This window comes from Nonomuraea sp. NPDC047529 (assembly GCF_040642995.1).
Taxonomy (GTDB): Bacteria; Actinomycetota; Actinomycetes; order Streptosporangiales; family Streptosporangiaceae; genus Nonomuraea.
In genome coordinates, this window is the sequence record NZ_JBEYTJ010000002.1 from 460,532 (window position 1) to 485,179 (window position 24,648).

The 24,648-nt window shown below is 71.6% G+C and carries 24 protein-coding genes; 14 read left to right on the forward strand and 10 right to left on the reverse strand.

The genetic code is table 11. The annotated features are described in order from the left end of the window. Positions 1 to 167 precede the first annotated feature (167 nt). The 3 genes from ABZ815_RS05720 to ABZ815_RS05730 all read left to right on the forward strand — a co-directional run bounded on the left by ABZ815_RS05720 (position 168) and on the right by ABZ815_RS05730 (position 2,124). Entirely contained in the window at positions 168 to 479 is a 312-nt protein-coding gene (locus ABZ815_RS05720) for a hypothetical protein (protein ID WP_357694357.1), read from the forward strand. A gap of 847 nt (positions 480 to 1,326) precedes the next feature. Continuing rightward, positions 1,327 to 1,803: a GntR family transcriptional regulator gene (locus ABZ815_RS05725; RefSeq protein ID WP_357694359.1), complete on the forward strand. Its 477-nt coding sequence runs from the start codon at positions 1,327 to 1,329 to the stop codon at positions 1,801 to 1,803. Positions 1,804 to 1,845: 42 nt separating this feature from the next. After that, a complete protein-coding gene (locus ABZ815_RS05730) occupies positions 1,846 to 2,124 on the forward strand; it encodes a GntR family transcriptional regulator (protein WP_357694361.1) in 279 nt (92 codons plus the stop codon). 320 nt (positions 2,125 to 2,444) lie between these two features. Here the strand turns inward: ABZ815_RS05730 and ABZ815_RS05735 are convergent, their stop codons facing one another. From ABZ815_RS05735 to ABZ815_RS05745, 3 genes are all read right to left on the reverse strand, one after another. After that, complete coding sequence (locus tag ABZ815_RS05735) at positions 2,445 to 2,843, reverse strand: ASCH domain-containing protein (RefSeq protein WP_357694363.1); 399 nt, start codon at positions 2,841 to 2,843, stop codon at positions 2,445 to 2,447. A 9-nt stretch (positions 2,844 to 2,852) separates the two neighbouring features. After that, the gene (locus ABZ815_RS05740) at positions 2,853 to 3,875 is read right to left on the reverse strand and encodes a hypothetical protein (protein ID WP_357694365.1); all 1,023 of its coding nucleotides are present in this window, start codon (positions 3,873 to 3,875) and stop codon (positions 2,853 to 2,855) included. Between the two features lie 95 nt (positions 3,876 to 3,970). After that, a complete protein-coding gene (locus ABZ815_RS05745) occupies positions 3,971 to 4,852 on the reverse strand; it encodes a DMT family transporter (RefSeq protein ID WP_357694663.1) in 882 nt (293 codons plus the stop codon). Positions 4,853 to 5,270: 418 nt separating this feature from the next. On the opposite strand from ABZ815_RS05745, the gene ABZ815_RS05750 reads away from it, so the two are divergent. The 10 genes from ABZ815_RS05750 (at position 5,271) to ABZ815_RS05795 (ending at position 14,967) form a co-directional block, all read left to right on the forward strand. Next, on the forward strand, positions 5,271 to 6,674 hold the full coding sequence (locus ABZ815_RS05750; RefSeq protein WP_357694367.1) for a PLP-dependent aminotransferase family protein: 1,404 nt from the start codon (positions 5,271 to 5,273) through the stop codon (positions 6,672 to 6,674). 79 nt (positions 6,675 to 6,753) lie between these two features. Then, complete coding sequence (locus ABZ815_RS05755) at positions 6,754 to 6,963, forward strand: CGNR zinc finger domain-containing protein (protein WP_357694369.1); 210 nt, start codon at positions 6,754 to 6,756, stop codon at positions 6,961 to 6,963. Positions 6,964 to 7,127: 164 nt separating this feature from the next. Beyond that, the gene (locus ABZ815_RS05760) at positions 7,128 to 7,616 is read left to right on the forward strand and encodes a GNAT family N-acetyltransferase (RefSeq protein ID WP_357694371.1); all 489 of its coding nucleotides are present in this window, start codon (positions 7,128 to 7,130) and stop codon (positions 7,614 to 7,616) included. Between the two features lie 12 nt (positions 7,617 to 7,628). Further along, positions 7,629 to 8,504, forward strand: coding sequence for a 1,4-dihydroxy-2-naphthoate polyprenyltransferase (locus tag ABZ815_RS05765; protein WP_357694373.1), 876 nt, complete (start codon positions 7,629 to 7,631; stop codon positions 8,502 to 8,504). 107 nt (positions 8,505 to 8,611) lie between these two features. After that, on the forward strand, positions 8,612 to 9,961 hold the full coding sequence (locus ABZ815_RS05770) for a cytosine permease (protein ID WP_357694375.1): 1,350 nt from the start codon (positions 8,612 to 8,614) through the stop codon (positions 9,959 to 9,961). Then, positions 9,958 to 11,697 (forward strand): adenine deaminase C-terminal domain-containing protein, encoded by a 1,740-nt coding sequence (locus ABZ815_RS05775; protein ID WP_357694377.1) that lies wholly within the window; start codon positions 9,958 to 9,960, stop codon positions 11,695 to 11,697. The genes ABZ815_RS05770 and ABZ815_RS05775 overlap by 4 nt, the downstream gene beginning before the upstream one ends. Before the next feature lie 2 nt (positions 11,698 to 11,699). Beyond that, entirely contained in the window at positions 11,700 to 12,698 is a 999-nt protein-coding gene (locus ABZ815_RS05780) for an adenosine deaminase (RefSeq protein ID WP_357694379.1), read from the forward strand. A 92-nt stretch (positions 12,699 to 12,790) separates the two neighbouring features. Continuing rightward, complete coding sequence (locus tag ABZ815_RS05785) at positions 12,791 to 13,516, forward strand: GAF and ANTAR domain-containing protein (protein WP_357694381.1); 726 nt, start codon at positions 12,791 to 12,793, stop codon at positions 13,514 to 13,516. Positions 13,517 to 13,523: 7 nt separating this feature from the next. Further along, on the forward strand, positions 13,524 to 14,342 hold the full coding sequence (locus ABZ815_RS05790) for an alpha/beta hydrolase (protein ID WP_357694383.1): 819 nt from the start codon (positions 13,524 to 13,526) through the stop codon (positions 14,340 to 14,342). A 49-nt stretch (positions 14,343 to 14,391) separates the two neighbouring features. Then, positions 14,392 to 14,967, forward strand: coding sequence for an XRE family transcriptional regulator (locus tag ABZ815_RS05795; protein ID WP_357694385.1), 576 nt, complete (start codon positions 14,392 to 14,394; stop codon positions 14,965 to 14,967). Here the strand turns inward: ABZ815_RS05795 and ABZ815_RS05800 are convergent. Genes ABZ815_RS05800 through ABZ815_RS05820 form a run of 5 tightly spaced genes read right to left on the reverse strand, consistent with a single transcriptional unit; the run spans position 14,964 to position 22,102 of the window. Further along, positions 14,964 to 16,712 (reverse strand): ABC transporter ATP-binding protein, encoded by a 1,749-nt coding sequence (locus ABZ815_RS05800; RefSeq protein ID WP_357694665.1) that lies wholly within the window; start codon positions 16,710 to 16,712, stop codon positions 14,964 to 14,966. The genes ABZ815_RS05795 and ABZ815_RS05800 overlap by 4 nt on opposite strands. Before the next feature lie 2 nt (positions 16,713 to 16,714). Further along, on the reverse strand, positions 16,715 to 17,557 hold the full coding sequence (locus ABZ815_RS05805) for an ABC transporter permease (RefSeq protein WP_357694387.1): 843 nt from the start codon (positions 17,555 to 17,557) through the stop codon (positions 16,715 to 16,717). Further along, complete coding sequence (locus ABZ815_RS05810) at positions 17,554 to 18,507, reverse strand: ABC transporter permease (RefSeq protein WP_357694389.1); 954 nt, start codon at positions 18,505 to 18,507, stop codon at positions 17,554 to 17,556. The genes ABZ815_RS05805 and ABZ815_RS05810 overlap by 4 nt, the downstream gene beginning before the upstream one ends. Further along, positions 18,507 to 20,477, reverse strand: a complete 1,971-nt coding sequence (locus tag ABZ815_RS05815; protein ID WP_357694391.1) for a S9 family peptidase — start codon at positions 20,475 to 20,477, stop codon at positions 18,507 to 18,509. Before ABZ815_RS05815 ends, ABZ815_RS05810 begins: the two co-directional genes overlap by 1 nt. Continuing rightward, positions 20,477 to 22,102: an ABC transporter substrate-binding protein gene (locus tag ABZ815_RS05820; RefSeq protein WP_357694393.1), complete on the reverse strand. Its 1,626-nt coding sequence runs from the start codon at positions 22,100 to 22,102 to the stop codon at positions 20,477 to 20,479. Before ABZ815_RS05820 ends, ABZ815_RS05815 begins: the two co-directional genes overlap by 1 nt. A gap of 130 nt (positions 22,103 to 22,232) precedes the next feature. Between ABZ815_RS05820 and ABZ815_RS05825 the strand changes: the two genes are divergently transcribed. After that, positions 22,233 to 22,469, forward strand: a complete 237-nt coding sequence (locus tag ABZ815_RS05825) for a glutaredoxin domain-containing protein (RefSeq protein WP_357694395.1) — start codon at positions 22,233 to 22,235, stop codon at positions 22,467 to 22,469. Here the strand turns inward: ABZ815_RS05825 and ABZ815_RS05830 are convergent. Together ABZ815_RS05830 and ABZ815_RS05835 are read right to left on the reverse strand one after the other, a co-directional pair. After that, positions 22,456 to 23,991, reverse strand: a complete 1,536-nt coding sequence (locus tag ABZ815_RS05830) for a PucR family transcriptional regulator ligand-binding domain-containing protein (protein ID WP_357694397.1) — start codon at positions 23,989 to 23,991, stop codon at positions 22,456 to 22,458. The genes ABZ815_RS05825 and ABZ815_RS05830 overlap by 14 nt on opposite strands. Beyond that, complete coding sequence (locus tag ABZ815_RS05835) at positions 23,982 to 24,644, reverse strand: TenA family protein (RefSeq protein ID WP_357694398.1); 663 nt, start codon at positions 24,642 to 24,644, stop codon at positions 23,982 to 23,984. The genes ABZ815_RS05830 and ABZ815_RS05835 overlap by 10 nt, the downstream gene beginning before the upstream one ends. Between the last annotated feature and the right edge of the window lie 4 nt (positions 24,645 to 24,648).

Consider the following 24,648-nt stretch of genomic DNA (forward strand, 5'->3'; position numbering starts at 1 on the left):
CGTCCTGGAACAAGCTCGAGCTGTCGGGAGAAGAAAACCACTCCAGAGGTGCTTGCCGGCGATCGCGTCGGGCGCGGACGGCTTGTCAATATGTGCTCGCACAAAGTGAGCTCGGCGCCAGTGCGGGGCCGAGCTTCCCGTCATCCACTGGTAAGGGGTAGGGGTACGTGAACGTTGAGGTGGAGATCCTCGATCTACAACTCCGTCTGCAGGCGTTGGAGACTCGTTCGTGCTCGGGGAGCCACGACGCGGTGTTGGCCGGGTTGGCTGCTGCGAGGGCTGAGATCGTCGATGTTCGCTCGGGGGTCAGTCAGGACTTCGAGATCCTCAACTTCGAGATCGCACGTCTCCGGAAGCGGTTCGACGAGGGCTGCAGCGCCAGCCTGTTGGAGACGATGACGATGCTGGAGGGCCTTCGGTTCCAGCTGAACGATCTAGGGCTCAGACTTGATCGCCTGTTGGCGAAGGATGACGCGTAGCGCGGATTCGAGCCCCCGACTCAAGTCGGGGGCTCGCCTTGCCGGGGTTGTCGCGGATTGCTTGACTGCTCGAACGGGATGGCGCTGAGCAATGGGCGTCGATTTCAGGTCCGGCTTGAGCAGCTCGGCGAGACGCTGGTTGCCTTGAGGAATGGTGACGGCCATCCCGTGTTCCTTCTAGGGCCTTGTCCGAGAACGAAGGAGCCTACGTGATGGCCGCGAAGAACAGTGTGCCGTGTCCAAGGTGGCATGCAAAGCCATTCTGGAACTGTGGCTCCTACTTCTGTCATCTCGGGTTGCTGGAAGTAATACCGGTGCTTGCGCGTTAATCAGGAAAGTCCGACTTGGGCGATGGCTCGGATGGCGAAATCAGGGTACGCCCCCGGAGAATGGGCGCTTTTCACATGGCAGTCAGGGGTGGGTAGGCCGGGTTGTACGGGGTCGACGGCCAGCAGGATTGCCCAGAGCAGAGAGGTCCTGGTTACGGAGCTTCGGAGGCTCTCGTCCACGTAGACGCCCTTGCGGGTGCGCCGGGTTCGGCGGATGAAGCACTGGCCTCCGATTTGGCAGAGCTCATAGGACGTGGGTCGGCAGGCGCAGGTGTAGGCCTGGACCCGTACGTGTTCGCCGGTTGGGCGCATGGGATACCAGCGGATGCGGGTGAGTTCGGGGTGGGGGTGGGGGTCAGGGGGGTGGGTGCCGAAGCAGTGTTCGTCGTTCGCAGGGTGTTCGGCCATGGTTGGAGCATACGTCTGGTTGTATCCGCTCGCCTGTACAGAAAGACGACTCTGTCTGATCAGACAGGAGGATATGGGCGGGCTCGTACGGGTTCGTCTATCTTGCCGGTGTGCTGGACTACGATGGCGACACCCACATCTACGTGCAGATCGCGGAGATCCTTCGGCGGCGGGTCGAGGGGCTTGCGTCCGGGCATCCCGTGCCGAGCGAGGCCGACATTCAGAACGAGTTCGGGGTCGCTCGGACGACGGCTCGTCGGGCCATCCACGTGTTGCGCGAGGAAGGGCTCATCTACACGGTTCAGGGTGAGGGGACGTTCGTCGGCGTACCTGACGAAGCTCCGCGTAAGCAGCGGAAAGAGCCGCTCTATCGGCAGATCGCGTCGGATGTGGCTGCCCAGATCAAGGCGGGGCAGTTCCAGCCCAAGCGGCCGATTCCAGGTGAGACGGCGTTGGTGCAGCAGTACGACGTGGCACGGGAGACGGTACGGCGGGCCATGGCGTTGTTGCGGGAGCAGGGGTGGATCTACACCGTGCCGCAGCGCGGGAGTTACGTGTCGCCCGAAGAGTCGTGGCCCCAGGTCTGAGGTTCGCTCATCTGCTTGTATCCAGACGTCTAAGGTTTGAGCATGCTCGACCGAGACGGGCCTGTGCCGATCTACGTGCAGATCGCAGAGATGATCCAGGGTCAGATTCTGCGAGGTGAACTGCGGGCCGGCGAGGCGGTGATGAGCGAGCTCGCCATGGAGGCCGAGTTCGATGTGGCGCGGTCAACTGTCAGGAACGTGGTGCGGGAACTGCGTAGGCGGCGGCTCGTGCACACGGTCAAGGGGAAGGGGACGTTCGTCGGGGGCGGTGGCGATGGTTCGGAGGGCAGCGGGGGTGGGGACGCAGGCGGGGATGTGTGAGAGTCAGGTTGGGCCGGGTGTCGCCGGCGGTGCCGAAACGGGAGTGACGGCACCCCATGAGAGACGCGCCCAGCAACGACAGCAGCGTGGAAACGACCGCAACCCAAGCGTGCAGGACTTGGGCCACAGCGGAGAACGAGAGCGGGGACAGGTGAGAGCCAGGTTGGGGCGAGTGTCGCCGGCGGTGCCGAGATGGGAGTGACGGCACCCCAGAAGTGACGCGCCCAGCAACGACAGCAGCGAGAGAACGACCGCAACCCAAAAGTGCGGAGCTGAGGCCGAAGCGGGAAGCGGGAAGCGAGGTGGGTTGGGTGAGGGGGTTAGGAGGGCAGGAGGCGGTAGTGGAGGCAGACGATTGTGGAGGTGGCGTTCACCTCGTGGCCCAAGGAGGACCAGTAGCTGTGGTGGACGTCTCGCCAGTGCTGGATCGAGGTGAATCCTTCGCCTTCCGCCTCGGCGAACTCCCACGGCACCTCGGCGAAGGGCACCAGCGCCACTGAGGTGATCTCGATGGTGGCGGCCTTCTCGCCGACGTCGTTCACCAGGATCAGGTGTTCGCCGACGTGTTCGACCTCCTCGCCTTCCGCCTCGTAGTCGAGGGGCAGCAGGCCGGCGGTGGCGGTCTTCGCGCCCGAGAGGGTCAGATCGGTCAGCAGGGTACGCACTTCACCGGGCGTGCCGAGGGCGAGGACTCTGAGTCCGTCGATGCGGGGCCACATATGCGCATCCTAGAAGACGGGGATGATCTCCTCCGGGTCGATGAAGTTCACCTCGACGCCTTCCAGGTCCAGCTCGGGAATGGCGGGGAAGGCGATGCCCCACCGTTCGACGATCGCGCGGACCTTCGCCATGGCCACGCGCCAGTTCTCCTTCTGCTCCTCGTACGAGAGCACGCCCAGGCCCGCCTCCCTCGCGTGGTCCATGAGGACGCGGTGATTGTCGAGGAAGTACGGCGGCAGTTCCCAGAAACCTTCCGGAGGCTCCCAGAGAATCATGGAGAGGAAGACGAAACCGGCTCGGAGCTGGCGGGTGATGAGGCCGCGGGTCTCGTCGGTCAGGCCCGGCCATTCGTTCTCCAGAATGGTCATGCAGATTTGCAGATGGCGGGACTCGTCGAGGCCGATGCGGTGGAACATCTCGCCGAACACCGGATGCCGGGTGCCCGTGGCCATGCCCCTGAACAGCGTGGACGCGGCCATCTCGCCCATCATGAAACTCGTGAACAGGACCGGGAGCGAGTATCTCCCGACGGCGCTGGTGTAGCCGTTCCAGTAGCGGCCGCCGTTGTGGTAGAGCCACCCGATGTTGTTGTGTGCGGCCCTTTCGAGATCGTCTTCGGGGGGCCAGCTGAGCGGGCCGCCGGGCCACAGCCGGGCGATGGTGCGCTGGCAGCACTCCTCGTGGTTCATCTCGTCACGGGTGATGGAGAAGAAGCACTTCCTGACCGGGTCTTCCTCGTGCTTCTCGAAAGCCTGGATGGTGGCGCGGGCGAAGACGGCCGGGCCCGAGGCGTCGAAATTGGCGAGGACGGCGAACCAGTACATGATGCCCAGGCGCTGTTCGCGGGTGAAGTCCTCTGGTTTCAGGCCGTCCCATGGGAGGTCGGCCGGGTTCCAGAGTTTGCGCTTGGACTTCTCGTAGATGGCCGCGAGTTTCTCCGTCTCCACGCGCCATTCCATCGGGTAGATGTTGGGCTGCGGGATCTCCGGCGCGGGCCAGAAGCCGCCCTCCGGGATCGTGAGGTCCGCCATGGTTGTGACACCTCCTCTCCCATCCTGCGTGGGGGCGTCACGCCATGCAAGCATCGCCGCGACCCGGCGCGTACGTCGTCCTGCCAGGTCCGTCCTTACGAGCGGGTGCGTTGCGTGACGGCGACACAGGCCAGGACGGCGAGCGCGGCAGCCACGGTGGCCGGGCCGAAACGTTCGCCCATCAGGACCCAGGCCCAGACGAGGGTCAGCAGCGGCTGAGCCAGCTGGGTCTGGCCGGCTCTGGCGATGCCGCCCCTGGCGAGGCCGGCGTACCAGGGGATGAAGCCGAGGAACATCGAGATCAGGGCCACGTACGCGAAGCCGGCGAGGGCGGGGGCGGTCGGCGCGACGGGGGTGGTGACGGCCAGGGTCGCGCTGATCACGGCGGTCACGGGGAGGGAGAGGACGAGGGCGTGGCTGATCACCTGCCAGCCGGGGGTCGTCCTGGTCAGGCGGCCGCCTTCGGTGTAGCCGAGCGCGGCTGACAGGAGGGCGCCGACCAGGAGCAGGTCGGGCCAGGCGGCGCCGTCCTGGCCCCGGGTGAGGGTGAACGCGAGGATCGCGGCGGCGCCGGCGGCGCAGGCGGCCCAGAACAGGGGGCGGGGGCGTTCGCCTGCCCGTACGACGGCGCAGGCGGCGGTGGCGGCGGGGAGCAGGGCGATGACCACGGCGGCGTGGGAGGTGCTGGCGCCCAGGTCGAGGGCGAGGCCGCTGAAGACCGGGAAGCCGAAGACGACGCCCAGGGAGATCACGGCGTACGCGGGCCAGTGAGGGCGGGGCGGGAGGAGGGGGATGCGGGCGGCTTTCAGGCAGATCAGCGCGATGACGCCGGCCACGGCGGCGCGGCCGATGGCGACCAGCCAGGGGTCGAAGCCGCGCATCGCGTAGACGGTGCCGGGGAAGCTGCCGGAGAAGGCCAGGACGCCCAGGAAGGCCAGGATCGTCCCCTGGCGGGCGCGCGTGGCGGGCCCGCTGATGGTCCCTGTGGAGGCGCGGTGTGGGTCATCGGGGCCGTTCGACGTACCGGTCCCCTGGGAGGTGGTGGCAAGAGATGCGGGCGCGTTGCCTCTGAGGGTGCCGCCGGATGCGGCGACGGTCCCCGCGAGGGTGGTGGGAGGGTGCGTGGGCGAACTGCCGGTCCCTCTGACGGTGTCGCGAGACGAGGCGCTGGTCCCGTCGGGAGTGCGGGGAGTGGGCGCGGGCGCGCCGGCGGCCCTTTCGGAGGTGGCGGGCCGAGATGCGGGGCTGATCCTCCCAGGGGTCGTAGGAGGGGGTGCGGGCGCGCCGGCGGTGCCCTTGGAGGGGGTGATGCCGTGAGGTGCGGTGATGGTCTCTTCAGGGGTGGGGGGTGGGAGTGCTACTGCGGGGTGGGCGATAGCGCTATCCTTGTCTTTCATGTCCAACGATAGCAGTATTGCTCAGATTGCTGCGATACTGCGCGAAGAGGCCGCCCGGCTGGGGCCTGGTGCGCGGCTTCCGTCCAGCCGGGAGATCACGCGGCGGCACAACGTCAGCCCCGTGACGGTCTCGCGCGCGATCGGCCAGCTCGCCGCCGAAGGGCGGGTGGTGTCGCGTCCGGGCAGTGGCGCGTTCGTGGCGCCGCGCCAGGCCGTCCGCGGGCAGGATCCCGTGGACCTGTCCTGGCAGACGGTCGCCCTCGGCGACCGGGTCGTGGACGACGGGCCAGTGGCGGCGCTGCTCGCCCAGCCGCCCGAGGAGGTCGTGCCGCTGACCGGCGGCTACCTGAACCCTGGGCTGAGACCGGACAGGCAGCTCGCGGCGGCGGCCGCTCGGGCGGCACGCCGTCCGGACGTGTGGGCCGTGCCGCCGCTCAACGGCCTGCACGAGCTGCGCGGCTGGTTCGCCCGGCAGGCCGGGGGTGACGTGACGGCGGCGGACGCGCTGATCGTCAGCGGCGGCCAGGCGGCGCTGACGCACGCGTTGAGGGCGCTGGCGGCCCCCGGCACGCCGGTGCTGGTCGAGACGCCCACCTACCCGGGAGCGCTGGCGGCGGCCAAGGCGGCCGGGCTGCGGGCCACGGCCGTGCCGATGGACCGTGACGGCGTACGGCCGGACCTGCTGGCCGAGGCGTTCGCCGTCACCGGCGCGCGGGTGTTCTTCTGCCAGCCCACCCTGCACAATCCCACGGGCGCGACGTTGCCCCCGGACCGGCGCGCGCAGGTGCTGGAGGTGGCCAGGGCGGCGGGGGCGTTCGTGATCGAGGACGACTACGCCCGCTACCTGACCCCCGCCGCTCCCCCGTCACTGGCCTCCATGGACGCGCACGGCACCGTCGTCAACGTGGGCTCGCTGACCAAGATCCTTTCCCCCAGCCTGAGGGTGGCGGCGGTCGTGGCCCGTGGGCCGGCCGCGCACCGGCTGCGGGCCGCCCAGCTGGTCGAGTCCTTCTTCGTGGCGCGGCTGTTGCAGGAGACGGCGCTGGAGTTCGTGGGCTCGTCGGCCTGGGGCAGGCATCTGGGCGCCGTCCATGCCGAGATCGCCGCCAGGCGGGACGCGCTCGCGGCGGCGCTGGCGGCCCACGTCCCGGGGGCGGAGGTGCATCTGATGCCGATCGGCGGTCTGCACCTGTGGCTGCGGCTGCCTCCGGAGGTGGACGAGAACGCGCTGGTCGAGGCGGCCAGGCGGCACGGGACGCTGGTGAGTCCGGGGCGCATGTACTACCCGTCGGAGCCGCCGGGCCCGCGGATCAGGGTGACGCACATGGCCGCCGCCAACCTGCAGGTCCTGACCGAGGGGGTGCGAAGACTCGGACGGGCGCTGGACTCGCAGGTCCCGTGATCGGACACTCGATGGAGTGCGGGGCCGGGGGCGGGCGGGCCGATGACCGCGCCACGCCGGTCGGGCCGAGGCCGTCGCGGTGGTCGACGTCGCTTGGGAGCGGCTCAAGATCTGTGCGGGGGCAGGGCGGGTGGGAACATGTCAGCGGGCGTTCATCGACACGTCCGGGAATCGTTCGCGCTCATGGTGTTCGATGCGGGTATGCGCTGACCGCACCAAGACACGCGCTTACCGGGCGAGGAAGCGGGGTTCGCGTCGTCTCCAAGGCTCAAACACCGATACGGTGTAACTCGTGCCTTGTGGCACGAACGGCAGGCGAAGGAGCGGGCCGAGATGGCAGACGTAGGCGTCCGGGCGGCCCGGCGCGAGGATGTTCTTCAGGTTGCGAATACTCAGATCCGCGCCTGGCGCTACGGATATCGGGAGTTCCTCCCGGAAGGCCCACTCGAGCAGATGACGGGGCCGGCGGCCGAGAAGATGTGGCTGCGCCAGTGGGACGAGGCGATCGTCGCCCCGCCCAGCCCCACGCACCGGGTGCTGGTCGCGGTGGAGACCATCCTCGACACCGAGGGCTTCCCCGCCCTGGGCGCGGGCGGCAGCGCGGCGCTGACGACCCCGCGCGGCGGCGAGCGCGTGGTGGGGCTGGCCTCGCACGCCCCCGCCGAGGATCCCGACCTGGATCCCAGCAGGGTCGCCGAGATGCTGACGCTGCTGGTCGACCCCGACTTCGTCCGCCGCGGCCACGGCAGCCGCCTGCTCAACGCCACCGTCGACTACCTGCGTGAGGACGGCTTCCGCCAGATCGTCACCTGGGTGTTCGCCGACAACTACGCGGTGCTCGGCTTCCTGGAGTCGGCCGGCTGGGGCGAGGACATGGCCGAACGCGTCCTCGACATGGGCCGCCCGATCCGCATGGTCAGGCTCACCACGGATATCAGCTAGAGGTTCGACAGCATGGCTACCCCCGGTCAGTGGATCGCGGGCGCGCGCCCGCGCACCCTTCCCAACGCCGTAGTCCCCGTCATGGTCGGTACGGGCGTGGCGGTCGGCGACGGCGGATTCGTCTGGTGGCGCGCGGTCCTGGCGCTGCTCGTGGCGCTGTCCCTGCAGATCGGCGTCAACTACGCCAACGACTACAGCGACGGCATCCGCGGCACCGACGACCAGCGCGTCGGCCCGATGCGGCTCGTGGGCTCGCGGGCGGCCACGCCCCGGCAGGTGCTGACGGCGGCGCTGGGCTGCTTCGCGGTCGCGGCGGTGCTCGGGCTCGTGCTGGTGGTCGTGACGCGGGCGTGGTGGATCCTGCTGGTGGGGGTCGCGTGCATCGCGGCGGCCTGGTTCTACACCGGCGGCAAGCGTCCCTACGGCTACCGCGGGCTCGGTGAGCTGGCCGTCTTCGTGTTCTTCGGCGTGGTCCCGGTCATGGGCACCGCGTACGTGCAGACCGAGCAGCTGAGCTGGACGGCCTTCCTCGCCTCGATCCCGGTGGGCCTGCTGTCGTGCTCGATGCTGGTGGTCAACAACCTGCGCGACGTCCAGACGGACGGCACGTCGGGCAAGCGCACCCTGGCCGTGGTGCTGGGCGCCGAGCGCACCCGGGCGCTGTACGTGTTGTGCCAGGTGGTGCCGTTCGTCGTGGCGCTGGCGATGATCGCGGTCACGCCGTGGGCGGCGCTCGCGGCGCTGGCCGCGCCGCTCGCGGTCACCCCGATCAGGACCGTGCTGGGCAAGGCGGTCGGGCCGGCGCTGATCGCGGTCCTGCAGCAGACGGGCAAGCTCCAGATGGCGTACGGGCTGCTGTTCGCGGTCGGCTTGGCGATCACTTTGTAGCCAGGGCACAACTGCCCCCCGGTACGCTCGTATGTCTGGATAAATCACCAGGTCATCCCCCTACGGTTCACTGTGTGCGCACACACCAGCGACCCTCAGGAGGGGCCATGGAACAACGCGGGATCGAACTGGTCTCGGCCGGCGAAAGGTACGGCCGCCCGCGTGACCTGCTTTTCCTCTGGTCCGGGACGACGATGGGCATCTTCACCCTCGTCTACGGCATCACCATCGTGGCGGCGTTCCAGCTCAGCTTCACGCAGGCGGTCATCGCGATCGTCATCGGCAACCTGCTGTCCTTCCCGCTGGTCGGCCTGACCAGCCTGCAGGGCCCGGCCACCGGCACCTCCACCATGGCGGTCTCCAGGGCCGCCTACGGCCCCAAGGGCGCCCGTGCGCTCAGCTTCTTCGGCTGGCTGAACATGGTGGGCTTCGAGGCCGGCGGCATGGTGCTCATCACGTTCGCGGCGCTGTCGCTGCTGGAGCAGGCCGGGGTGAGCGATCAGGGGCTCGGCCTCAAGATCGTGGTCATCCTGGTGGCCGCGGCGATCCAGCTCGTGCTGCCGCTGATCGGGCACGCCGCGGTGATGAAGGCGCAGAAGTACTTCACCTGGGTGTTCGTCGTGCTGTTCGGCCTGATGGCGATCCTGATCGCGCCCAAGGTGCAGCTCGGTGGCGGCGGCGGGTCGGCGGACTTCGCCACGTTCACGATGGCGATCGCGATGATCATGTCGGCGGGCGGGCTGTCGTGGGGGCCGCTGGGCGGCGACTACTCCCGCTACCTGCCGGCGAACTCCTCCAAGAAGGCGGTCTTCGGCTACGCGGCCCTCGGCGGGTTCGTCCCGTACGTGCTGCTGATGACGCTCGGGGCGGCCGTGGCGACCGTGGTCAAGGACAACACCGACCCGATCTCGGGGCTGCCGAGCGCGCTGCCGCAGTGGTTCGTGGTGCCGTACCTGCTGCTGGCGATCGTGTCGCTGTTCGCGGTCAACACCACCGACCTGTACTCCTCGGGGCTGAACCTGCAGGCGGCCGGGATCAAGGTCAAGCGCTGGGTGGCGGTCGTGGGCGACCTCGTGCTCTGCGTGATCATCACGTTCGTGGCGGTGACCTCGAACAACTTCAACACCATGCTCAACAACTTCCTCGCGCTGCTGATCATCTGGCTGGCGCCCTGGGCCGGGGTCTACCTCACCGACTGGCTGCGCAGGAGGGGACGCTACGACGCCGAGGCGCTGTTCGACGAGCAGGCGCCCGGCCAGGTCCGGTGGCCGGCGATCATCGCGCAGGTCCTGGGCATGGTGGCGGCGGCCCTGTGGATCAACTCGGCCGTCTTCGTCGGGCCGCTGTCGGAAGCGACCGGCGGCAGCGACTTCAGCATCTTCGCGGGCTTCCTGGTGGCGGGCGCGGCGTACGCGCTGCTCGTGCCCCGGCCCGCCGTACGGACTGTGGAGGCATGATGGACCGCGACCTGCTGGACGTGGCGTACGGGCGGCGGCCCGCGGACACGATCATCACGGGCGGCACGCTCGTCAACGTGCTGACCGGCGAGCTCTATCCGGCCGAGATCGGCATCGTGGGCGGCCGGATCGCCGCCGTCGAGCCGGTGCTGGAGCGCGGCCCGGACACCGAGGTCATCGACGCCCGGGGCGGTTACCTGGTGCCCGGCCTGATCGACGGGCACCTGCACATCGAGTGCAGCAAGCTGTCGGTCACCAGCTTCGCCGACCTGGTGGTGCCGTTCGGCACGACGAGCGTGGTGTCGGGGCTGGACCAGATCCTCGTGGCCGAGGGACTGCCGGGCGTACGGCGTTTCCTGGACGAGTCGGCGGCGACCGGCATGCGAATCTGGTGGGGTGCACCCGCCAAGGCGCCCTACACCGTGCCGGAGTCGACCGTCGGGCACCCGTTCGGCCCGGCTGAGCACAGGATCGCCCACGAATGGCCGGAATGTGTGGGTATCTGGGAGACCGTCCAGGAGATGGTGGAACACTCCGATCCCGCCGTCATGGAGGCCCTCGACCTGGCCCGGGAGCGGCGGCTGCCGGTGTTCGGCTGCGCGCCGCTGTCCGACCCGCGCCGGATCAGCGGGCTGGCGGCCGCCGGGGTGCGGCTGGACCACGAGTCGTACTCGCACGAGGAGATGCTGGAGAAGCTGCGCCGCGGCATGTACGGCATCATCCGCGAGTCGTCCGTCGCCCACTTCCTCGACGAGAACATCAAGGCCGTGGCCCTGGCCGGCTCCCGCAGGCTGGCGTTCTGCACCGACGACGTGCACGCCGCCGACGTGCTGGCGGGCGGGCACATGGACAAGCTCGTCCGGATGGCGATCGCGGCGGGGGTCGACCCGGTGACGGCGATCCAGATGGCCACGGTGAACTGCGCGGAGATGTACCGCATCGACCACCTGGTGGGCAGCCTGTCCCCCGGCCGGTTCGCGGACGTGCTGATCGTGGACTCGCTGGAGGACTTCCGGGTCCGCGAGGTGATCGCCAAGGGCGTGCCCGCCGCCAGGGACGGCCGGATGGTCACGCCGACGCCCGCCCCCGAGCGCGGCCCGGTGCGGCCGTTCCCGATCGAGCCGGTCACCGCCGACGACCTGGTGCTGCGTGCCGAGGGCGACCAGGCGACCGTGCTGACCCTGGGGTTCACCGAGCAGGTCTTCGTCCGCCGGCGGCGTGACGTGACGCTGCCGGTGGCCGACGGCGTCGTGGAGCCGTCCGTGGAGCAGGACGCCCTGCTCGTCACGGTCGTCGAGCGCTACGGCAAGACCGGCAACAAGCCGGTCGCCATGGTCAGCGGCATGGGACTGCGGGCCGGCGCGATCGCCACCAGCGCCGCCCCCGACGACAACAACATCATCTGCGTGGGCGCCTCCCGCGAGGACATGGCGCTGGCCGTCAACACCGTCGCCGAGCAGGGCGGCGGCCAGGCCGTGGTGGTGGACGGCGAGGTGCGGGCGCTGCTGCCGCTGCCGGTCGGCGGCATCGTCTCCGACCTGCCCGCCGCCGAGATGGCGGTGCTGGAGGAGCGGCTGGACGACCTGGCCCGCGAGCTGGGCTGCACGCTGCCGGCGCCGCTGATGTACCTGTTCTTCCTGTCGATCACCGCGATCCCCGACTACGCCGTCACCGACCTCGGGCTGGTCGACTGCGTACGGCTCGAGGTCGTCGACCCCATCCTCACGGAGGTTTGATCATGAAGGACTTCATCGCCGGGCTGCCCAAGTGCGAGCTGCACCTGCACATCGAGGGCACGCTGGAGCCCGAGCTCAAGTTCGACCTGGCCCGCCGGAACGGTCTCGCGCTGCCCTACGCCTCGGTCGAGGAGATGCGGGCCGCCTACTCCTTCGACGACCTGCCGTCCTTCCTCAAGGTCTACTACGAGGGCATGCAGGTGCTGCGCACCGAGCCCGACTTCTACGATCTGGCCATGGCCTACCTGCGCAAGGCCGCCGAGCAGAACGTGCGCTACGCCGAGATCTTCTTCGACCCGCAGGCGCACACCTCGCGCGGGGTGCCGTTCGACGTGGTGATCCGGGGCCTGCGGCGGGCGCTGATCGACGCCGACCGGCAGCTCGGGGTGCGGGCCCAGCTCATCATGTGCTTCCTGCGCGACTTCCAGGCCGAGTACGCGATGGCGACCCTGCTGGAGTCGCTGCCGTACAAGGAGTGGATCGTCGGCATCGGCCTGGACTCCGACGAGAAGGGCAACCCGCCGGCCAAGTTCGCCGCCGTGTACGAGCGGGCCCGGCAGGAGGGCTACCTGCTGACCATGCACTGCGACGTCGACCAGGACAACTCGATCGAGCACATCCGCCAGGCGATCGAGGAGATCGGCGTCGACCGCGTCGACCACGGCGTCAACATCCTGGAGGACCAGCGGCTGGTCGACCTGGTGCTGGCCCGCGGCATCGGCCTGACCTGCTGCCCGATCTCCAACGGGTACGTCACCGACTCCATGAAGTCCGAGGGCATCCGCAAGCTCATGGAGCTCGGCGTGCGGGTGACGGTCAACTCCGACGACCCGGCGTACTTCGACGGGTACGTGAGCGAGAACCTGGTGGCGTTGCAGGGCGAGCTGCAGCTGACCCGGGAGGAGCTGGCCCAGCTGGAGCGCAACGCGTTCGAGATCACCTGGCTGCCGCGCCACCTGAAGGACGCCTACCTGGCCGAGATCGACCGCTACCTCGCCTGACAAAATCCCCCGGCGGGGCGGGCTTAGAACCCCGCTGGAGGGGCAGGCTGTCTGGTCGCAGGCGTGAGCCGCAGCCAAGCGCGAGGGATTTGTTGAACAGGACCGCTGTTCCGGCCGGAATCGACGAGTTCGAACGGGCGCTGGCACGGAGTGTCGTCGTCGCCGCCCGCGCGATGCCCGACTCTCCGCTGGTCAGCGTGACGTTGTGCACCGAGCGTGGCATCCGCTCGGCGGCGTGCGCGCATGCCCGCGCCAGGGTGCTCGACGGCCTGCAGTCGTCGGCCGGGCGGGGGCCGAGCTTCGACGCGATCGAGACCGGCCGTCCGGTCACGGCGGCCGGTCTCGCGGCCGGCGAGACCCGCTGGGGAGCCTTCTGCCCTGTGCCGCACGGGGTCCGCAGCCTGCACGCCGAGCCGCTGATCTCCCAGGGACGGCTGCTGGGCACGCTGAACCTCTACTCGGCCGGCGTGGACGGCTTCGCCGCCCGCACGCACGCGGCGGCCGAGGTGGGCGCCGCGCTGGTCGGCGTGCTGTTCGACGTGGCGATCGACGCGGCCCGCACGCGGGAGGTGGCGGCGCAGCTCAAGGAGGCGCTCGGCACGCGCCCGGTCATCGACCAGGCCCTCGGGATCGTCATGGCGCAGCGCCGCTGCACCGCGCACCAGGCGTTCGAGATCCTGCGCAACGTCTCCCAGGACCGCAACCTCAAGGTGCACCACGTCGCGGCGACGATCGTGCGGTCGGTGAGCGGCGGCCCGCCGCAGCGGCCCCGGTTCGACGATCCGCCGCCTCCCGGCGACCAGGGACACCCGGCATAATCACCGCATGCCCTCCTTTCTCGCGCACGACGGGACCGAGCTGGCCTACCACGTACACGGGACGGGCGAGCCGCTGGTGTGCCTGCCTGGCGGCCCGGGCCGCGCCTCCCGCTACCTCGGCGACCTCGGCGGCCTGCCCCGGCGGCTGATCCTGCTGGACGGCCGGGGCACCGGCGACTCGGCGATCCCGGCCGACCCCGGGACGTACCGGTGGGACCGGCTGGCCGAGGACGTCGAGGCGCTGCGGGAGCATCTGGGACTGGCCCGGATGGACCTGCTGGCCCACTCGGCGGGCGCGAACGTGGCCGTCCGGTACGCCGGGCTGCATCCGGCCCGCGTGAGATCCCTGTGCCTGGTCACGCCCTCGTCGGTCGCCGCGGGCCTCCCGCCGACGGAGGAGGACTGGCAGGCCGGTCTGGACCTGCGCAAGGACGAGCCGTGGCACCCCGCCGCCCTGGCCGCCTTCCTGGCCGACGAGGGCGTGGAACGCCACCGCTTCTTCTACGGCCCCTGGACCGAGCAGACGGCCGCGCACGCGGCCGGCGCCGAGGACGAGTGCGCCGAGGCCGCGGCGGACGGCTTCTACGCGCCGTCCCCGGTGCCGCCCGAGGAGGTCAGGGCCGGGCTGGACACGCTGGACGCGCCGGCGCTGCTGCTGACCGGCGACCTGGACGCCCACCCCTGCCGCCTGTCCGCGCCGGCCTTCGCCGCCCTGTTCCGCGACGCCACCCTGGTGACGCTGCCCGGCGCCGGGCACTTCCCATGGGTGGACGACCCGGCCGCGTTCGTCTCCGCGGTGTCCGGCTTCCTGGACAAGGTGGCCTGACGCGCAGGGCATGATGGGGGTGGACGCCGGGACAGGAAGGACTCACCACGTGCGGCAGGAACTCGCGTTGACCAACGGACAGGCCGCCGGGGTGCGCGGCGCGCTGGCCGGCAACCTGCGCGGCACGCGGCTGGCCCGCGGGTTCAGCGTCCGCGAGCTGGCCGAGCTGACCGGGGTGAGCAAGGCGCTGATCTCGCAGATCGAGCGCGGGGTGGCCAATCCGACGATCGAGGTGCTGACGCGGCTGGCGGCGGCGCTGGAGCTGACGTTCGCCGAGCTGACCCGCACCCACCTGCCCGAGCCCGAGGTGCTGCGCAGGGGCGAGGGCATGCCGGTCACCGTGGGCGACACGACCGTGCGCAGCCTGTTCGCCACGGCCGACCGGCGGCGGTTCGAGCTGGCCGAGGGCGATCTGCCGCCGCTGACGCGCAGCGCCAGGAGCGCCCACGGGCACGGGTCCGTGGAGCACGCCTACGTGGTGTCCGGCGAGGTGACGGTCGAGAGCGACACGTGGTCGGTGCGGCTGGCCGAGGGTGACGCCGTCCGGTTCGGGGCCGAGGTCGACCACGTCTACGCCACCGGCGAGCGCGGCTGCCGGGTGCTCACGCTGATCTCCTACGACTAGCCGGGCCAGCGGCTGCTTCCGTCGGGCACGCTGGCCAGCAGTTCGCGGGTGTAGGGGTGCGCGGGGGCGTCCAGCACCCGGTCCACGTCGCCGGTCTCGACGCACTCGCCGGCCCGCAGCACGTACAGGCGGTCGGCGAGCTGGCGGACGACGGCCAGGTCGTGGGTGATGAACAGCAGGCCCATGCCCAGGCGTTCCCTGAGCCCGGCGAGCAGGGTGAGCACCTGCGCCTGCACGGAGACGTCCAGGGCGGAGACGGGCTCGTCGCAGACCAGCAGGCGGGGCTCGCCTGCCACGGCGCGGGCGATGGCCACGCGCTGCCGCTCGCCGCCCGACAGGCCGGCCGGGCGCTTGCGGGCGAGTGCGGGGTCGAGGCCCACCAGGCGCAGCAGCGCGCCGACGTCCGTGGGGCGTCCCTCGGCGGCGAGGGCCTCCTTGAGCGTCGCCCCGACGGTACGCGCCGGGTTGAGCGTCGAGTACGGGTCCTGGAAGATCATCTGCGTGGTCCGGCGGGCCTGGCGCACGGCCTGGCGGGACATGCGGGCGTGGTCGGAGCAGTCGAGCCCGTCGAGGGTGATGACGCCCGCGTCGGGGCGTTCCAGGCCGGTGACGCAGCGGGCCAGCGTGGTCTTGCCCGACCCCGACTCGCCGACGACGGCCACGACCTCGCCCGGCGCCACGGTCAGGTCCACGCCCGCCAGGGCCGGACGCGACCCGCCCGCGTAGGTCTTGCGCAGGCCCGCGACCTCCAGCAGGGGCTTGGCGGCGCTGCGCGGCGGCGACGGCACGCCCTGCGGGGGCGGCGGCGCGGCGGGCAGCGCGGCGGCCCGTACGCAGGCCGACAGGCGCGCCTGCCCGCCCGGCACGGCGACCAGGCCGGGCACGCCCGTCCGGCACTCCTCCACCGCGTACGCGCACCGGTCGGCGAACCCGCAACGCCCGGCGACCGCGTCGTGGGCCGGCACCGAGCCCGGCACGGACGGGATGACCGGCAGCCGCCGGTCGGCGGGCGGCTCGGCGGCCAGCAGCGCCCGCGTGTACGGATGCCGCTGCTCCTGCCGCAGCTCGGCGGCCCGCCCGACCTCCATGACCCGGCCCGCGTACATGACCACGACCCGGTCGCACATCGAGAAGGCCAGGCGCAGGTCGTGGGTGATGAGCAGGAACGTCATGTCCCGTTCGCGCTGGATGCGGCGGATGAGGGCGAGGACCTCCCGCTGCGTGGTGGCGTCGAGGGCGGTGGTCGGCTCGTCGGCCAGCAGGATGCGCGGCGCGGCGGCCAGCGCGCAGGCCAGGCCCACCCGCTGCCGCATGCCGCCCGAGAGTTGGAACGGGTACCGTCCGGCCACCTCGCCGGGCAGCCCCACCTCGGCCAGCAGCCTCGGCACCTCGGTCTTGGGGTCGGCGCCCTCGGGCAGGCCGTCGGCGATCTGCTTCCCGGCCCGGCGCAGCGGGTTGAGCAGCGTGAACGGGTCCTGCATGAGCAGCGAGACCGTGCCGCCGCGCTGCCGTCGCCTGGCCTTGGGGTCGTCGTCGACCCGCCGCCCGTCGATCTCGACCAGGCCGGTGGACTCCAGGCCGGCGGGCAGCAGGCCGAGCAGCGCCCGCACGGTCAGCGACTTGCCCGAGCCGGACTCGCCCACGATCGCCACCGACTCACCGGCCGCGACCTCGAAGGACACCTGCGACAGCAGCGTACGGCCGGTGTCCGGCTGCCGTACGGTCAGGTCCGCGACCCGCAGCATGGTCACCGCGCCCTCCGCTCGAAGCGTTCGTGCAGCCAGTCGCCCACCAGGTTGAGCGCCGCGGCGGTGACGATCACCGCCAGGCCGGGCGCGATGACCGCCCACGGGTTGGCCAGGAGCTGGGTGCGGTTGTCGGCCAGCGTGCGCCCCCAGTCGGGCGAGCCGGCGGGCACGCCCAGCCCGAGGAACGACAACGATGACAGCGACACCAGGGCGAAGGCGAAGTTCAGGAAGGCCGAGGCCAGGCTGACGGGCACGATGTTCGGCCAGATGTGCCGGGTCATGATCCGCCAGGACGACAGGTTCTTGAGCAGCGCCGCCTCGACGTAGGGCCGGTGCCGCTGCTCCAGGACCGCGCCGCGCACCACCCGCGTGTCGGTGGGCGCGAACAGCACGACCAGCACGGCGACGGCCAGGCCGTAGCCGCCGCCGAGCACGCCCGCCACGACGATGGCGACCAGCAGCGCGGGCAGCGAGAACATCAGGTCGGCCCAGCGCATGACCAGGGTGTCCGTCCAGCCGCCGAAGTAGCCGGCGGCCAGGCCGAGCAGGTTGCCGATCAGCATGGATCCGGCCGCCACGGCGAACGCCCCCGGCACGGCGGTGCGCGCGCCCGCGACCAGCAGGCTCAGCACGTCGCGGCCGAGGTCGTCGGTGCCGAGCGGGTGGCCGGGGCCCGGCATGGAGATGCCGGTCATCAGGTCCTGGGCGGTGGCGCCGGGGACCAGCCAGGGGGCGAACGCGGCGGCGGCCACGACGAGCACGAGCACGGCCAGGGCCAGCGGCACCGCGAGCGGGAACCGGGGGACGAGGGCCCGCCTCCGCGTGCGGCCCGGCGCCGTCATGACGCACCCCCGCCGAGCCGCACGCGGGGGTCGGCCACCGAGTAGGCGACGTCCACCAGCAGGTTGACGGCGGCGATCAGCAAGGTGAGCAGCAGCGCGAGCGCCTGCACCACCGGCACGTCCTTGAACGTGACCGAGTCGACCAGCAGCGACCCCAGCCCCGGCAGCGCGAACGTGACCTCCACCAGCACGGTCCCGGCGAGCATGCCGGTGACGACGAGCCCGGCCGCGGTCAGGACGGGCACCAGCGAGTTTCGCATCGCGTAGCCGAGCACGACGGGCGCGCTCAGGCCGCGGGCGCGGGCGAAGACCACGTAGTCCTGGTCGAGCTCACGCACGAGCGCGGCCCTGCTGAAGCGGAGCAACATCCCGGCCGCCCCCGCCGCGAGCGCGACGGCGGGCAGCGTCAGGTGCCACAGCTCGCTCGCGAACCCCTCCCCCGTGCCGTAGACGGGGAACCAGCCGAGCCAGAGCGCGAACACCACGAGCAGCAGCAGACCGACCGCGAACGGCGGCGCGCTCAGCCCCACCACTCCGGCGGTCACCACCAGGCGGTCGCTGGCCCGGCCCTTGCGCAGCGCGCCCAGCACGCCCAGCGGCAGGCCGATCAGCGCGGCCAGGAGCGTGCCGTAGCCGGTCAGGACGAGCGTGCGCGGCAGGCGTTCGCCGAGCATGTCGGCGACGGGCTGCCCGGTCCTGATGGAGGTGCCGAGGTCGCCGCCGAGCACGCCGCCGAGCCAGCGCAGGTACTGGACGGCGACGGGGTCGTCGAGGTGGTAGCGGGCGCGCAGGGCGGCGATCGTCTCGGCGGTGGCCGGACGGGTGCCGAGCAGGGTCTGCTGGATGTCGCCCGGGGCCAGGTAGAGCAGGCCGAACACGCCCGCCGACAGCAGCAGCACGACGGCGGCGGTGCCCGCGGACCTGCGCAGCAGGAACCCGGCCCAGCCCATCACAACACCCCGCCCCCGGTCAGCCAGCCGATCACGCGCTGTGCCGCGTCCCTGCGGTGGGCGGGCTCGACCAGCTCGTGACCCTCCCGAGGGTAGAGGACCAGTTGAGTGCTCACGCCCGCCGCCGACCAGGCACGATAGAGCTGTTCCGCCTGTCCCGGAGGGGTGGTGCGGTCGCGCTCGCCGTGCAGGATCAGGGTCGGGGTGGCGGCCTTGGCGGCCTTGGCGGCGTGGTGGACGGGTGAGCGGGCGGCCAGGCGCTCGCGTCCCTCGGCGGTGGCCGGGTCGGCCCCGGCGTGGTAGAGCGGGTCGAAGCCGCCCGCGAGGTTGCTGGCGGTCGAGAAGCTCAGCCAGTCGCTCACGCCGGACATGACGACGGCGGCGCGGAAACGGTCCGTGCGGGTGACGGCCCAGGCGGTCAGATAGCCGCCGTAGCTCAGGCCCATGATCGCGACGCGGTCCGGGTCGGCGACGCCGGTGGCGACCAGGTGGTCCACGCCGGCCAGCACGTCGTCGAGGTCCGCCTCGCCGGCCTGGCCGATGACCGCGCGGGCGTAGTCCTGGCCGCGGCCGCTGCTGCCCCTGGGATTCGGCAGCAGGACGGCGGCGCCGGCGTGCGCGAGCGGCACGGCCAGCTGGTTCGACTCGGCGGGGGCGAACGAGCTGGACCACAACCAGGTGGGCCCGCCGTGCACCATGACGACCAACGGCCTGGGCCCGGCTCCGTGCTCAGGGGTGGTGTCTCCGTGCTCAGGGGTGGTGAGGAGCAGGCCGCTGATCGGGAGGCCGTCGCGGCCCGTCCAGGTGGTCTCCTCCTGGTGCACCGCCAGCCCGGCCAGCCCGGCGTTGAGCGCGGTGACCGGACGCCACTCGCCCTCTCCGAGGACGGCCACGGCGACCTCTGGGGGCAGCTCGGGGCTCTCCCAGCAGGCCGCGGCCACCGTGCCGGCGCGGTCCGCGGACAACGAGGGCTGGCCGTCGCGGCCGCCCAGCGTCCCGCGGGCCGTCCAGCGGCTCAGCACGCGGCCGTCGGCGGCGTCGAGCACCCCGCCGTGGACGCCGGTGCCCGACCAGCCGGTGAACCAGAGGGTCTGGTCGTCCAGCCAGCCGAGGTCGGTGACGTCGTCCAGCTCGCCCAGGTACGCCACCTCCCCCGTGACCAGGTCGGCGCGCAGGACGCGGCCCGAGACGATCGACAGCCCCTCGACCACCACGGCCGTCCGCCCGCCCGGGGCCAGCCGGGGCCGGCTGAGCTGCCAGGACGTGCGGTGCAACGTCCGCACCTCGCCGTCCTCGACCAGGTCGAGCCGGGGCCGGTAGTAGCCGGCGGGGGTCTCGTCCTCCGAGGTCACCGCGAGGGCGCGGCGGTCGCGCCAGTCGGCGTCCCACACGGTCAGGCCGGGCAGCACGATCTCGTGCGGACGGTCGTCGCCGAGCTCGAACCAGGCCAGGCGGCGCAGCCGTCCGCCCGGCGTGAGCACGAACGGGTCGGACTCGTCGGGCACGCGCAGGCCCAGGTGGCTGCCGTCGCGGTCGCTGCCGGGGTCGGCCAGCCGGACCAGGACGGTGCCGTCCTCGCCGGGGATCAGGTCCTCGATCTCGCCGTCCACGCGGGCCCGCCAGCCCTCGACGGCCAGCTCGGACGGGGACGGCGTGCGCAGCAACCGTCCGTCGGGGAGCCACCGGACCGGCCCCTGGCAGTCGCCCACGGCCTCCAGGACGCCGTCGAGCGTGACGACGTGCGCGACGCCGTCGATCACGCAGGCGACGCGGTCGCCGTCGGGGTGCAGCGACACCGACTCGGGATACCGCACCCCGGCCAGCGCCTGGTGCACGTCGAGGGGGTCACGCGTCGGGGCCGCAGCCTGGTGCACGTCGGTGGGGTCGGTCGTTCGGGACGCAGCCTGCCGGGCGTCGAGGGGGTCGGTCGGTCGGGGCGCGGCCGGGCGCGCGTCGGTGGGGTCGGTCATCAGCGTGCGGCCACCTTCGTCGCCCACGGGCCGACGAAGAAGTAGGGGCCGAAGCCCTCGGCGGCGACCGCCTTGCCGAACGCGGTGGCCGCCTCACCCCACCACAACGGCTGGTACGGCACGTCCGCCGCCGCCCTGACCAGCGCCTGACCGAGCAGCTTGCCCCGGGCGGCGTCGTCGGTGCCCGCCTTGGCCTGGTCCAGCAGGCCGGTCACCTCGGCATTGTCGTACTCGGCGATGTTGGTGCCGTTCTCGCCGACGGCGCCGCCGTGCAGGAGCTGCTGGATGTACTCGGCGGGGTCGCCGGTGGTGGCGAAGTACCAGCCGAGGTAGATCCCGGAGGCGTGCTTGCCGAGGTCGGCGATCCACTGTTCGAGCGGCACCTCCTTGACCTCCAGCGTGATGCCGATGGTCTTGAGGTTCTCGGCCAGGGTGAGCGCCGCCCGGCCGAGCTGCGGGCCGCTGCTGGGGTACGTGAGCGTGTCGGCGAACCCCTGCGGCGTGGCCGACTTCGCCAGCTCGGCCTTGGCCTGGGCCAGGTCGAAGCCGTACTGGGGGATGGACGCGTACAGGGCGGTGACCGCGGCCTCGCCCAGCACGCCGCCCCACTGGGCCGGGTCCGGGACGGCGGTGGCGACCTTGCCGTGGCCGCGCAGCACGCTCTTGACGATGCCCTCCCGGTCCACGGCGTGGGCGACGGCCCGGCGCACGTGGACGTCGTCCCAGGGCTTTTTGGCCGTGTTGAAGGCCAGCGTGACCAGCGAACGGTCGCCCGCGGTCAGCACCTGGGCGCCGGGCACCGCCTTCCACTGGTCGATCTGCTCGGCGGGGACGTTGAGCGCGACGTCCACGTTGTCGCCGCGCATGGCCAGCAGCCGGGTGGACTCCTCGGGGATGAAGTCGATCCTGATCTGCCGGAAGGCGGGCTTGCCACCTCGGTAGGAGTCGTTGCGCTCCAGCGTGACGTGCGAGTCGGGGGCGAACTCGGCCACCTTGTACGGCCCCGTCCCCAGCAGCTTGCCCTCCGGCGTGCCGATGCGCTCGCCGGTGGCCTGGATGAACTTCTCGCTGGTCACCAGCAGCGTGCCGGGCGTGGGCACCCACGCGAACGCCGCGTCGGGGCTCTTGAGCTTGATCGTCACCTCGGCGTCGCCGGTCGCCTCGATCGAGTCCACGTTGGCGTAGGCGTAGGCGAAGGCGGTGGTCGAGCCCTTCTTCGCATGCAGGTTCAGGCTGGCGACCACGTCGGCGGCGGTCAGCGGGCTGCCGTCGGAGAAGGTCACGCCGCCGCGCAGCTTGTAGACGTAGGTGGTGGCGTCCTTCCTGGCCCAGGACTCGGCCAGGGACGGCTGGAGGCTGCCGTCCGGGCCGACGCCGACCAGGGATTCCTGCACCAGCAGGGCGACGACGTAGTTCATGATGCCCGCCTCCTTGGCCGCGTCCAGCGAGCCGATGGAGGAGGGCAGGGCGACCCGCAGCACGTCGAGGCTCTTCTTGGCGCCCGTGCCTGTGCCGGCGGGCTCGGACGAACCGCAGGCCGACAACAGGCCGGGCAGTACGGCGAGCGCCCCCGCGAAGGCGGCGGACCGCAGGACAGAACGCCGGGAAATAGGCAGATCGGTCACCGGGGGACCCTACTTTCACACGACCGGTTAACCCGCCTAGCTGCAGTGTCTACCGGTAAACTCCAGTTGGCACATGAGAGTATTCGGCGCTCGCGCCACCCGTCAAACCCACCCAACGGATCGGAAATACATGATCACCGTGTACAGCGCTCCCTGGTGCGGCCACTGCCACCGGCTGAAGGCGCAGCTCTCCCGCGCCGGCATCCCGTACACCGAGCTCGACGTGGACGAGACCCCCGGCGCCGTGGACCTCATCGCCGAGCTGAACGGCGGCTCCTGGCTCATCCCCACGGTCGTCTTCCCGGACGGCTCCGCCCTGGTCAACCCCAGCGTGGACGAGGTACAGGCCCGCCTCAGCGCATCCTGAGCGCCAGCAGGAAGTCGACCCGCTCGTCCCAGGAGTTCAGCGACCTGCCGGTCAGCTCCTCGATCCGGCGCAGCCGGTAGCGCAGGGTGTTGACGTGCACGTGCAGGCGTTCGGCGGTGGCCACCAAGGAGCCCGACTCCTCCAGGTACGCCTGCAACGTCTCCAGCAGGTCCGTCTGGTTGGCCGCGTCGTACGACTCCAGCCGCCCCAGCAGCCGTGACCGGAACGCCCGGCGCAGCTCCCCCGGGATGGCCGCCAGCAGGGTGCGATGGGAGCTGACGTCGTCGCCGGTGATCACGCTGACCCGGTCGCCGCTCAACGCGGCCAGCGTGAGCGCGTGCCTGGCCTCCTCGATGAGGCTGCTCAGCGCCGCCGGGCCGGTTGTCACGCTGCTCAGCCCGAGCGTGATGCGGCCCTGGCCGAGCCCCGCCTCCAGGGTGCGCGCGCCCCTGAGCACGTGAGCGGTCAGCTCCTCGGCCGTGTTGCCCGCCAGCGGGACGAGCGCGACCGCCTCGGCGGCGCCGGTGGCCGTGACGATGCCGGGCGCGAGCGGCCGCAGCAGCTCGTCCAGCACGGGCACGGCGACCTCGTCGGCGCCGCCGTCCAGCCGCGCCGACAGGGCGACGGCCAGCAGGCCGTGCTCGGTCTCCACGTGCAGCGTGTGCAGGCGCGAGACCACTCCCGGCAGCGCCGCGTCCCCCGACTCCAGCAGCGTCAGGAGCTGGTCGAGCACCCGCCGCTCGATCCGCTGCGCCGCCTCCAGCCGCGAGCGCTCCAGCGCCACGAGCGCGGCCAGCTCGACGATCAGGTCCTCGTTCTCCCCCTGCACCTGCTCGCCCGCGTAGGCCAGGAACCAGTTGGCGATCCGGTGCGGCGCCCCCTTGCCGACCGGGAACACCGACAGCGTCGTGCCGTCCTCCTGGGTCACCATCCCCGGCAGGAAACGCGCGGTCAGGAACGTGTGCGCCAGCCGCAGCCGGGCCGGTGCGCCGAGCGGCTGGGAGCCGACGATCACCCGGCCCGTCGGCGAGAGCACCCAGCAGGGCACGTCGAGCTCGCCCGCCACCGCCGTGACGAGCTTGGTGAGGCTGCCGCCGTCGACCAGGGTGCTGGCCAGGCGCCTGCGGGCGGCGTACGCGGGCCGCGGCGGGGTGCCCAGCTCGGCGATCAGCGCCCGCAGCACGTGCTCGGTGACCTGGCTGAACGGCACGTCCACCGGCAGGGTGAGCAGCGGCAACCCGGCCTCGGCGCAGGCGTCGATGAGGTCGGCGGGCGGAACCTTGAGCGCGGTGCCCGCGACCAGCGCCGCCACGTCCCCGAGGCTGGTGACGAAGTCGCGGGAGGAGGCCGGGCCGGTGTGCCAGGTCAGCTCGGTCAGCACCAGCTCGCCCGTCTTGACGAACATGGCGGGGTCGGGCAGGTCGGTCGTCGCGACACCGCGTACGCGCCGGTCGAGCAGGTCGTGCCCGGTCAGCACCTTCAGGGCCAGCTGGTCGGCCTGGAGGAGGTCCCTCAGCCGCATGGCCAGCCTTCCCGGCGCCAGGCCGCGTCCCAGAACATCCACTCGTAGCGGGCCGTGGTGAGGGCGCGGTCGAGCAGCCGCAGCCGCTCCTCGCCGCCCGGCGCGAGCCCGTCGAGCAGGTCGAGCACCCCGGCCACGGTCTCCTGGTAGCCCTCGCCGCCGTAGGTGTCGATCCACCAGGCGTAGAGCGGGTCGGGAGAGGACCGGCCGAGCAGGGTCTCGCCGACCCGGGCGTAGATCCAGTAGCAGGGCACGATGGCGCCCAGCGCCTCGGGGAACGTCCCCAGCGAGCACGTGCGCACCAGGTACGAGGTGTAGCCGACCGTCGTGGGCCCGGCGGGCGTCTTGCGCGCGTCGGCCTCGTCCAGCCCGAACGCGGCCAGCAGCTCCACCACGAGGCTGTGCTCGACCTCGACGGTCATGGCGGCGTCGCGGGCGAACCGCTGCACACCGGACGGCTCGGGCGAACGCGCCGCGCACGCCGCCAGCGCCCTGGCGTAGTCGGGCAGGAAGTGCGCCTCCTGCACCACGTAGTGGCGGAACGCCTCGCGCGGCAGGGATCCGTCGGTCAGCCCCGACAGGAACGGGTGGGCCAGGATCTGGTCGTACACACCGCCGACGACCTGCCACAACTCATCACGAAACCGGCTCACCCAC

Excerpts from the sequence above, each read along its gene's own strand:
- ABZ815_RS05730 (WP_357694361.1), top strand. The coding sequence starts at position 1,846 with ATGCTCGACCGAGACGGGCCTGTGCCGATCTACGTGCAGATCGCAGAG.
- ABZ815_RS05735 (WP_357694363.1), bottom strand. The coding sequence starts at position 2,843 with ATGTGGCCCCGCATCGACGGACTCAGAGTCCTCGCCCTCGGCACGCCC.
- ABZ815_RS05740 (WP_357694365.1), bottom strand. The coding sequence starts at position 3,875 with ATGGCGGACCTCACGATCCCGGAGGGCGGCTTCTGGCCCGCGCCGGAG.
- ABZ815_RS05750 (WP_357694367.1), top strand. The coding sequence starts at position 5,271 with ATGTCCAACGATAGCAGTATTGCTCAGATTGCTGCGATACTGCGCGAA.
- ABZ815_RS05760 (WP_357694371.1), top strand. The coding sequence starts at position 7,128 with ATGACGGGGCCGGCGGCCGAGAAGATGTGGCTGCGCCAGTGGGACGAG.
- ABZ815_RS05765 (WP_357694373.1), top strand. The coding sequence starts at position 7,629 with ATGGCTACCCCCGGTCAGTGGATCGCGGGCGCGCGCCCGCGCACCCTT.
- ABZ815_RS05770 (WP_357694375.1), top strand. The coding sequence starts at position 8,612 with ATGGAACAACGCGGGATCGAACTGGTCTCGGCCGGCGAAAGGTACGGC.
- ABZ815_RS05775 (WP_357694377.1), top strand. The coding sequence starts at position 9,958 with ATGATGGACCGCGACCTGCTGGACGTGGCGTACGGGCGGCGGCCCGCG.
- ABZ815_RS05780 (WP_357694379.1), top strand. The coding sequence starts at position 11,700 with ATGAAGGACTTCATCGCCGGGCTGCCCAAGTGCGAGCTGCACCTGCAC.
- ABZ815_RS05790 (WP_357694383.1), top strand. The coding sequence starts at position 13,524 with ATGCCCTCCTTTCTCGCGCACGACGGGACCGAGCTGGCCTACCACGTA.
- ABZ815_RS05800 (WP_357694665.1), bottom strand. The coding sequence starts at position 16,712 with ATGCTGCGGGTCGCGGACCTGACCGTACGGCAGCCGGACACCGGCCGT.
- ABZ815_RS05805 (WP_357694387.1), bottom strand. The coding sequence starts at position 17,557 with ATGACGGCGCCGGGCCGCACGCGGAGGCGGGCCCTCGTCCCCCGGTTC.
- ABZ815_RS05810 (WP_357694389.1), bottom strand. The coding sequence starts at position 18,507 with ATGGGCTGGGCCGGGTTCCTGCTGCGCAGGTCCGCGGGCACCGCCGCC.
- ABZ815_RS05815 (WP_357694391.1), bottom strand. The coding sequence starts at position 20,477 with ATGACCGACCCCACCGACGCGCGCCCGGCCGCGCCCCGACCGACCGAC.
- ABZ815_RS05825 (WP_357694395.1), top strand. The coding sequence starts at position 22,233 with ATGATCACCGTGTACAGCGCTCCCTGGTGCGGCCACTGCCACCGGCTG.
- ABZ815_RS05830 (WP_357694397.1), bottom strand. The coding sequence starts at position 23,991 with ATGCGGCTGAGGGACCTCCTCCAGGCCGACCAGCTGGCCCTGAAGGTG.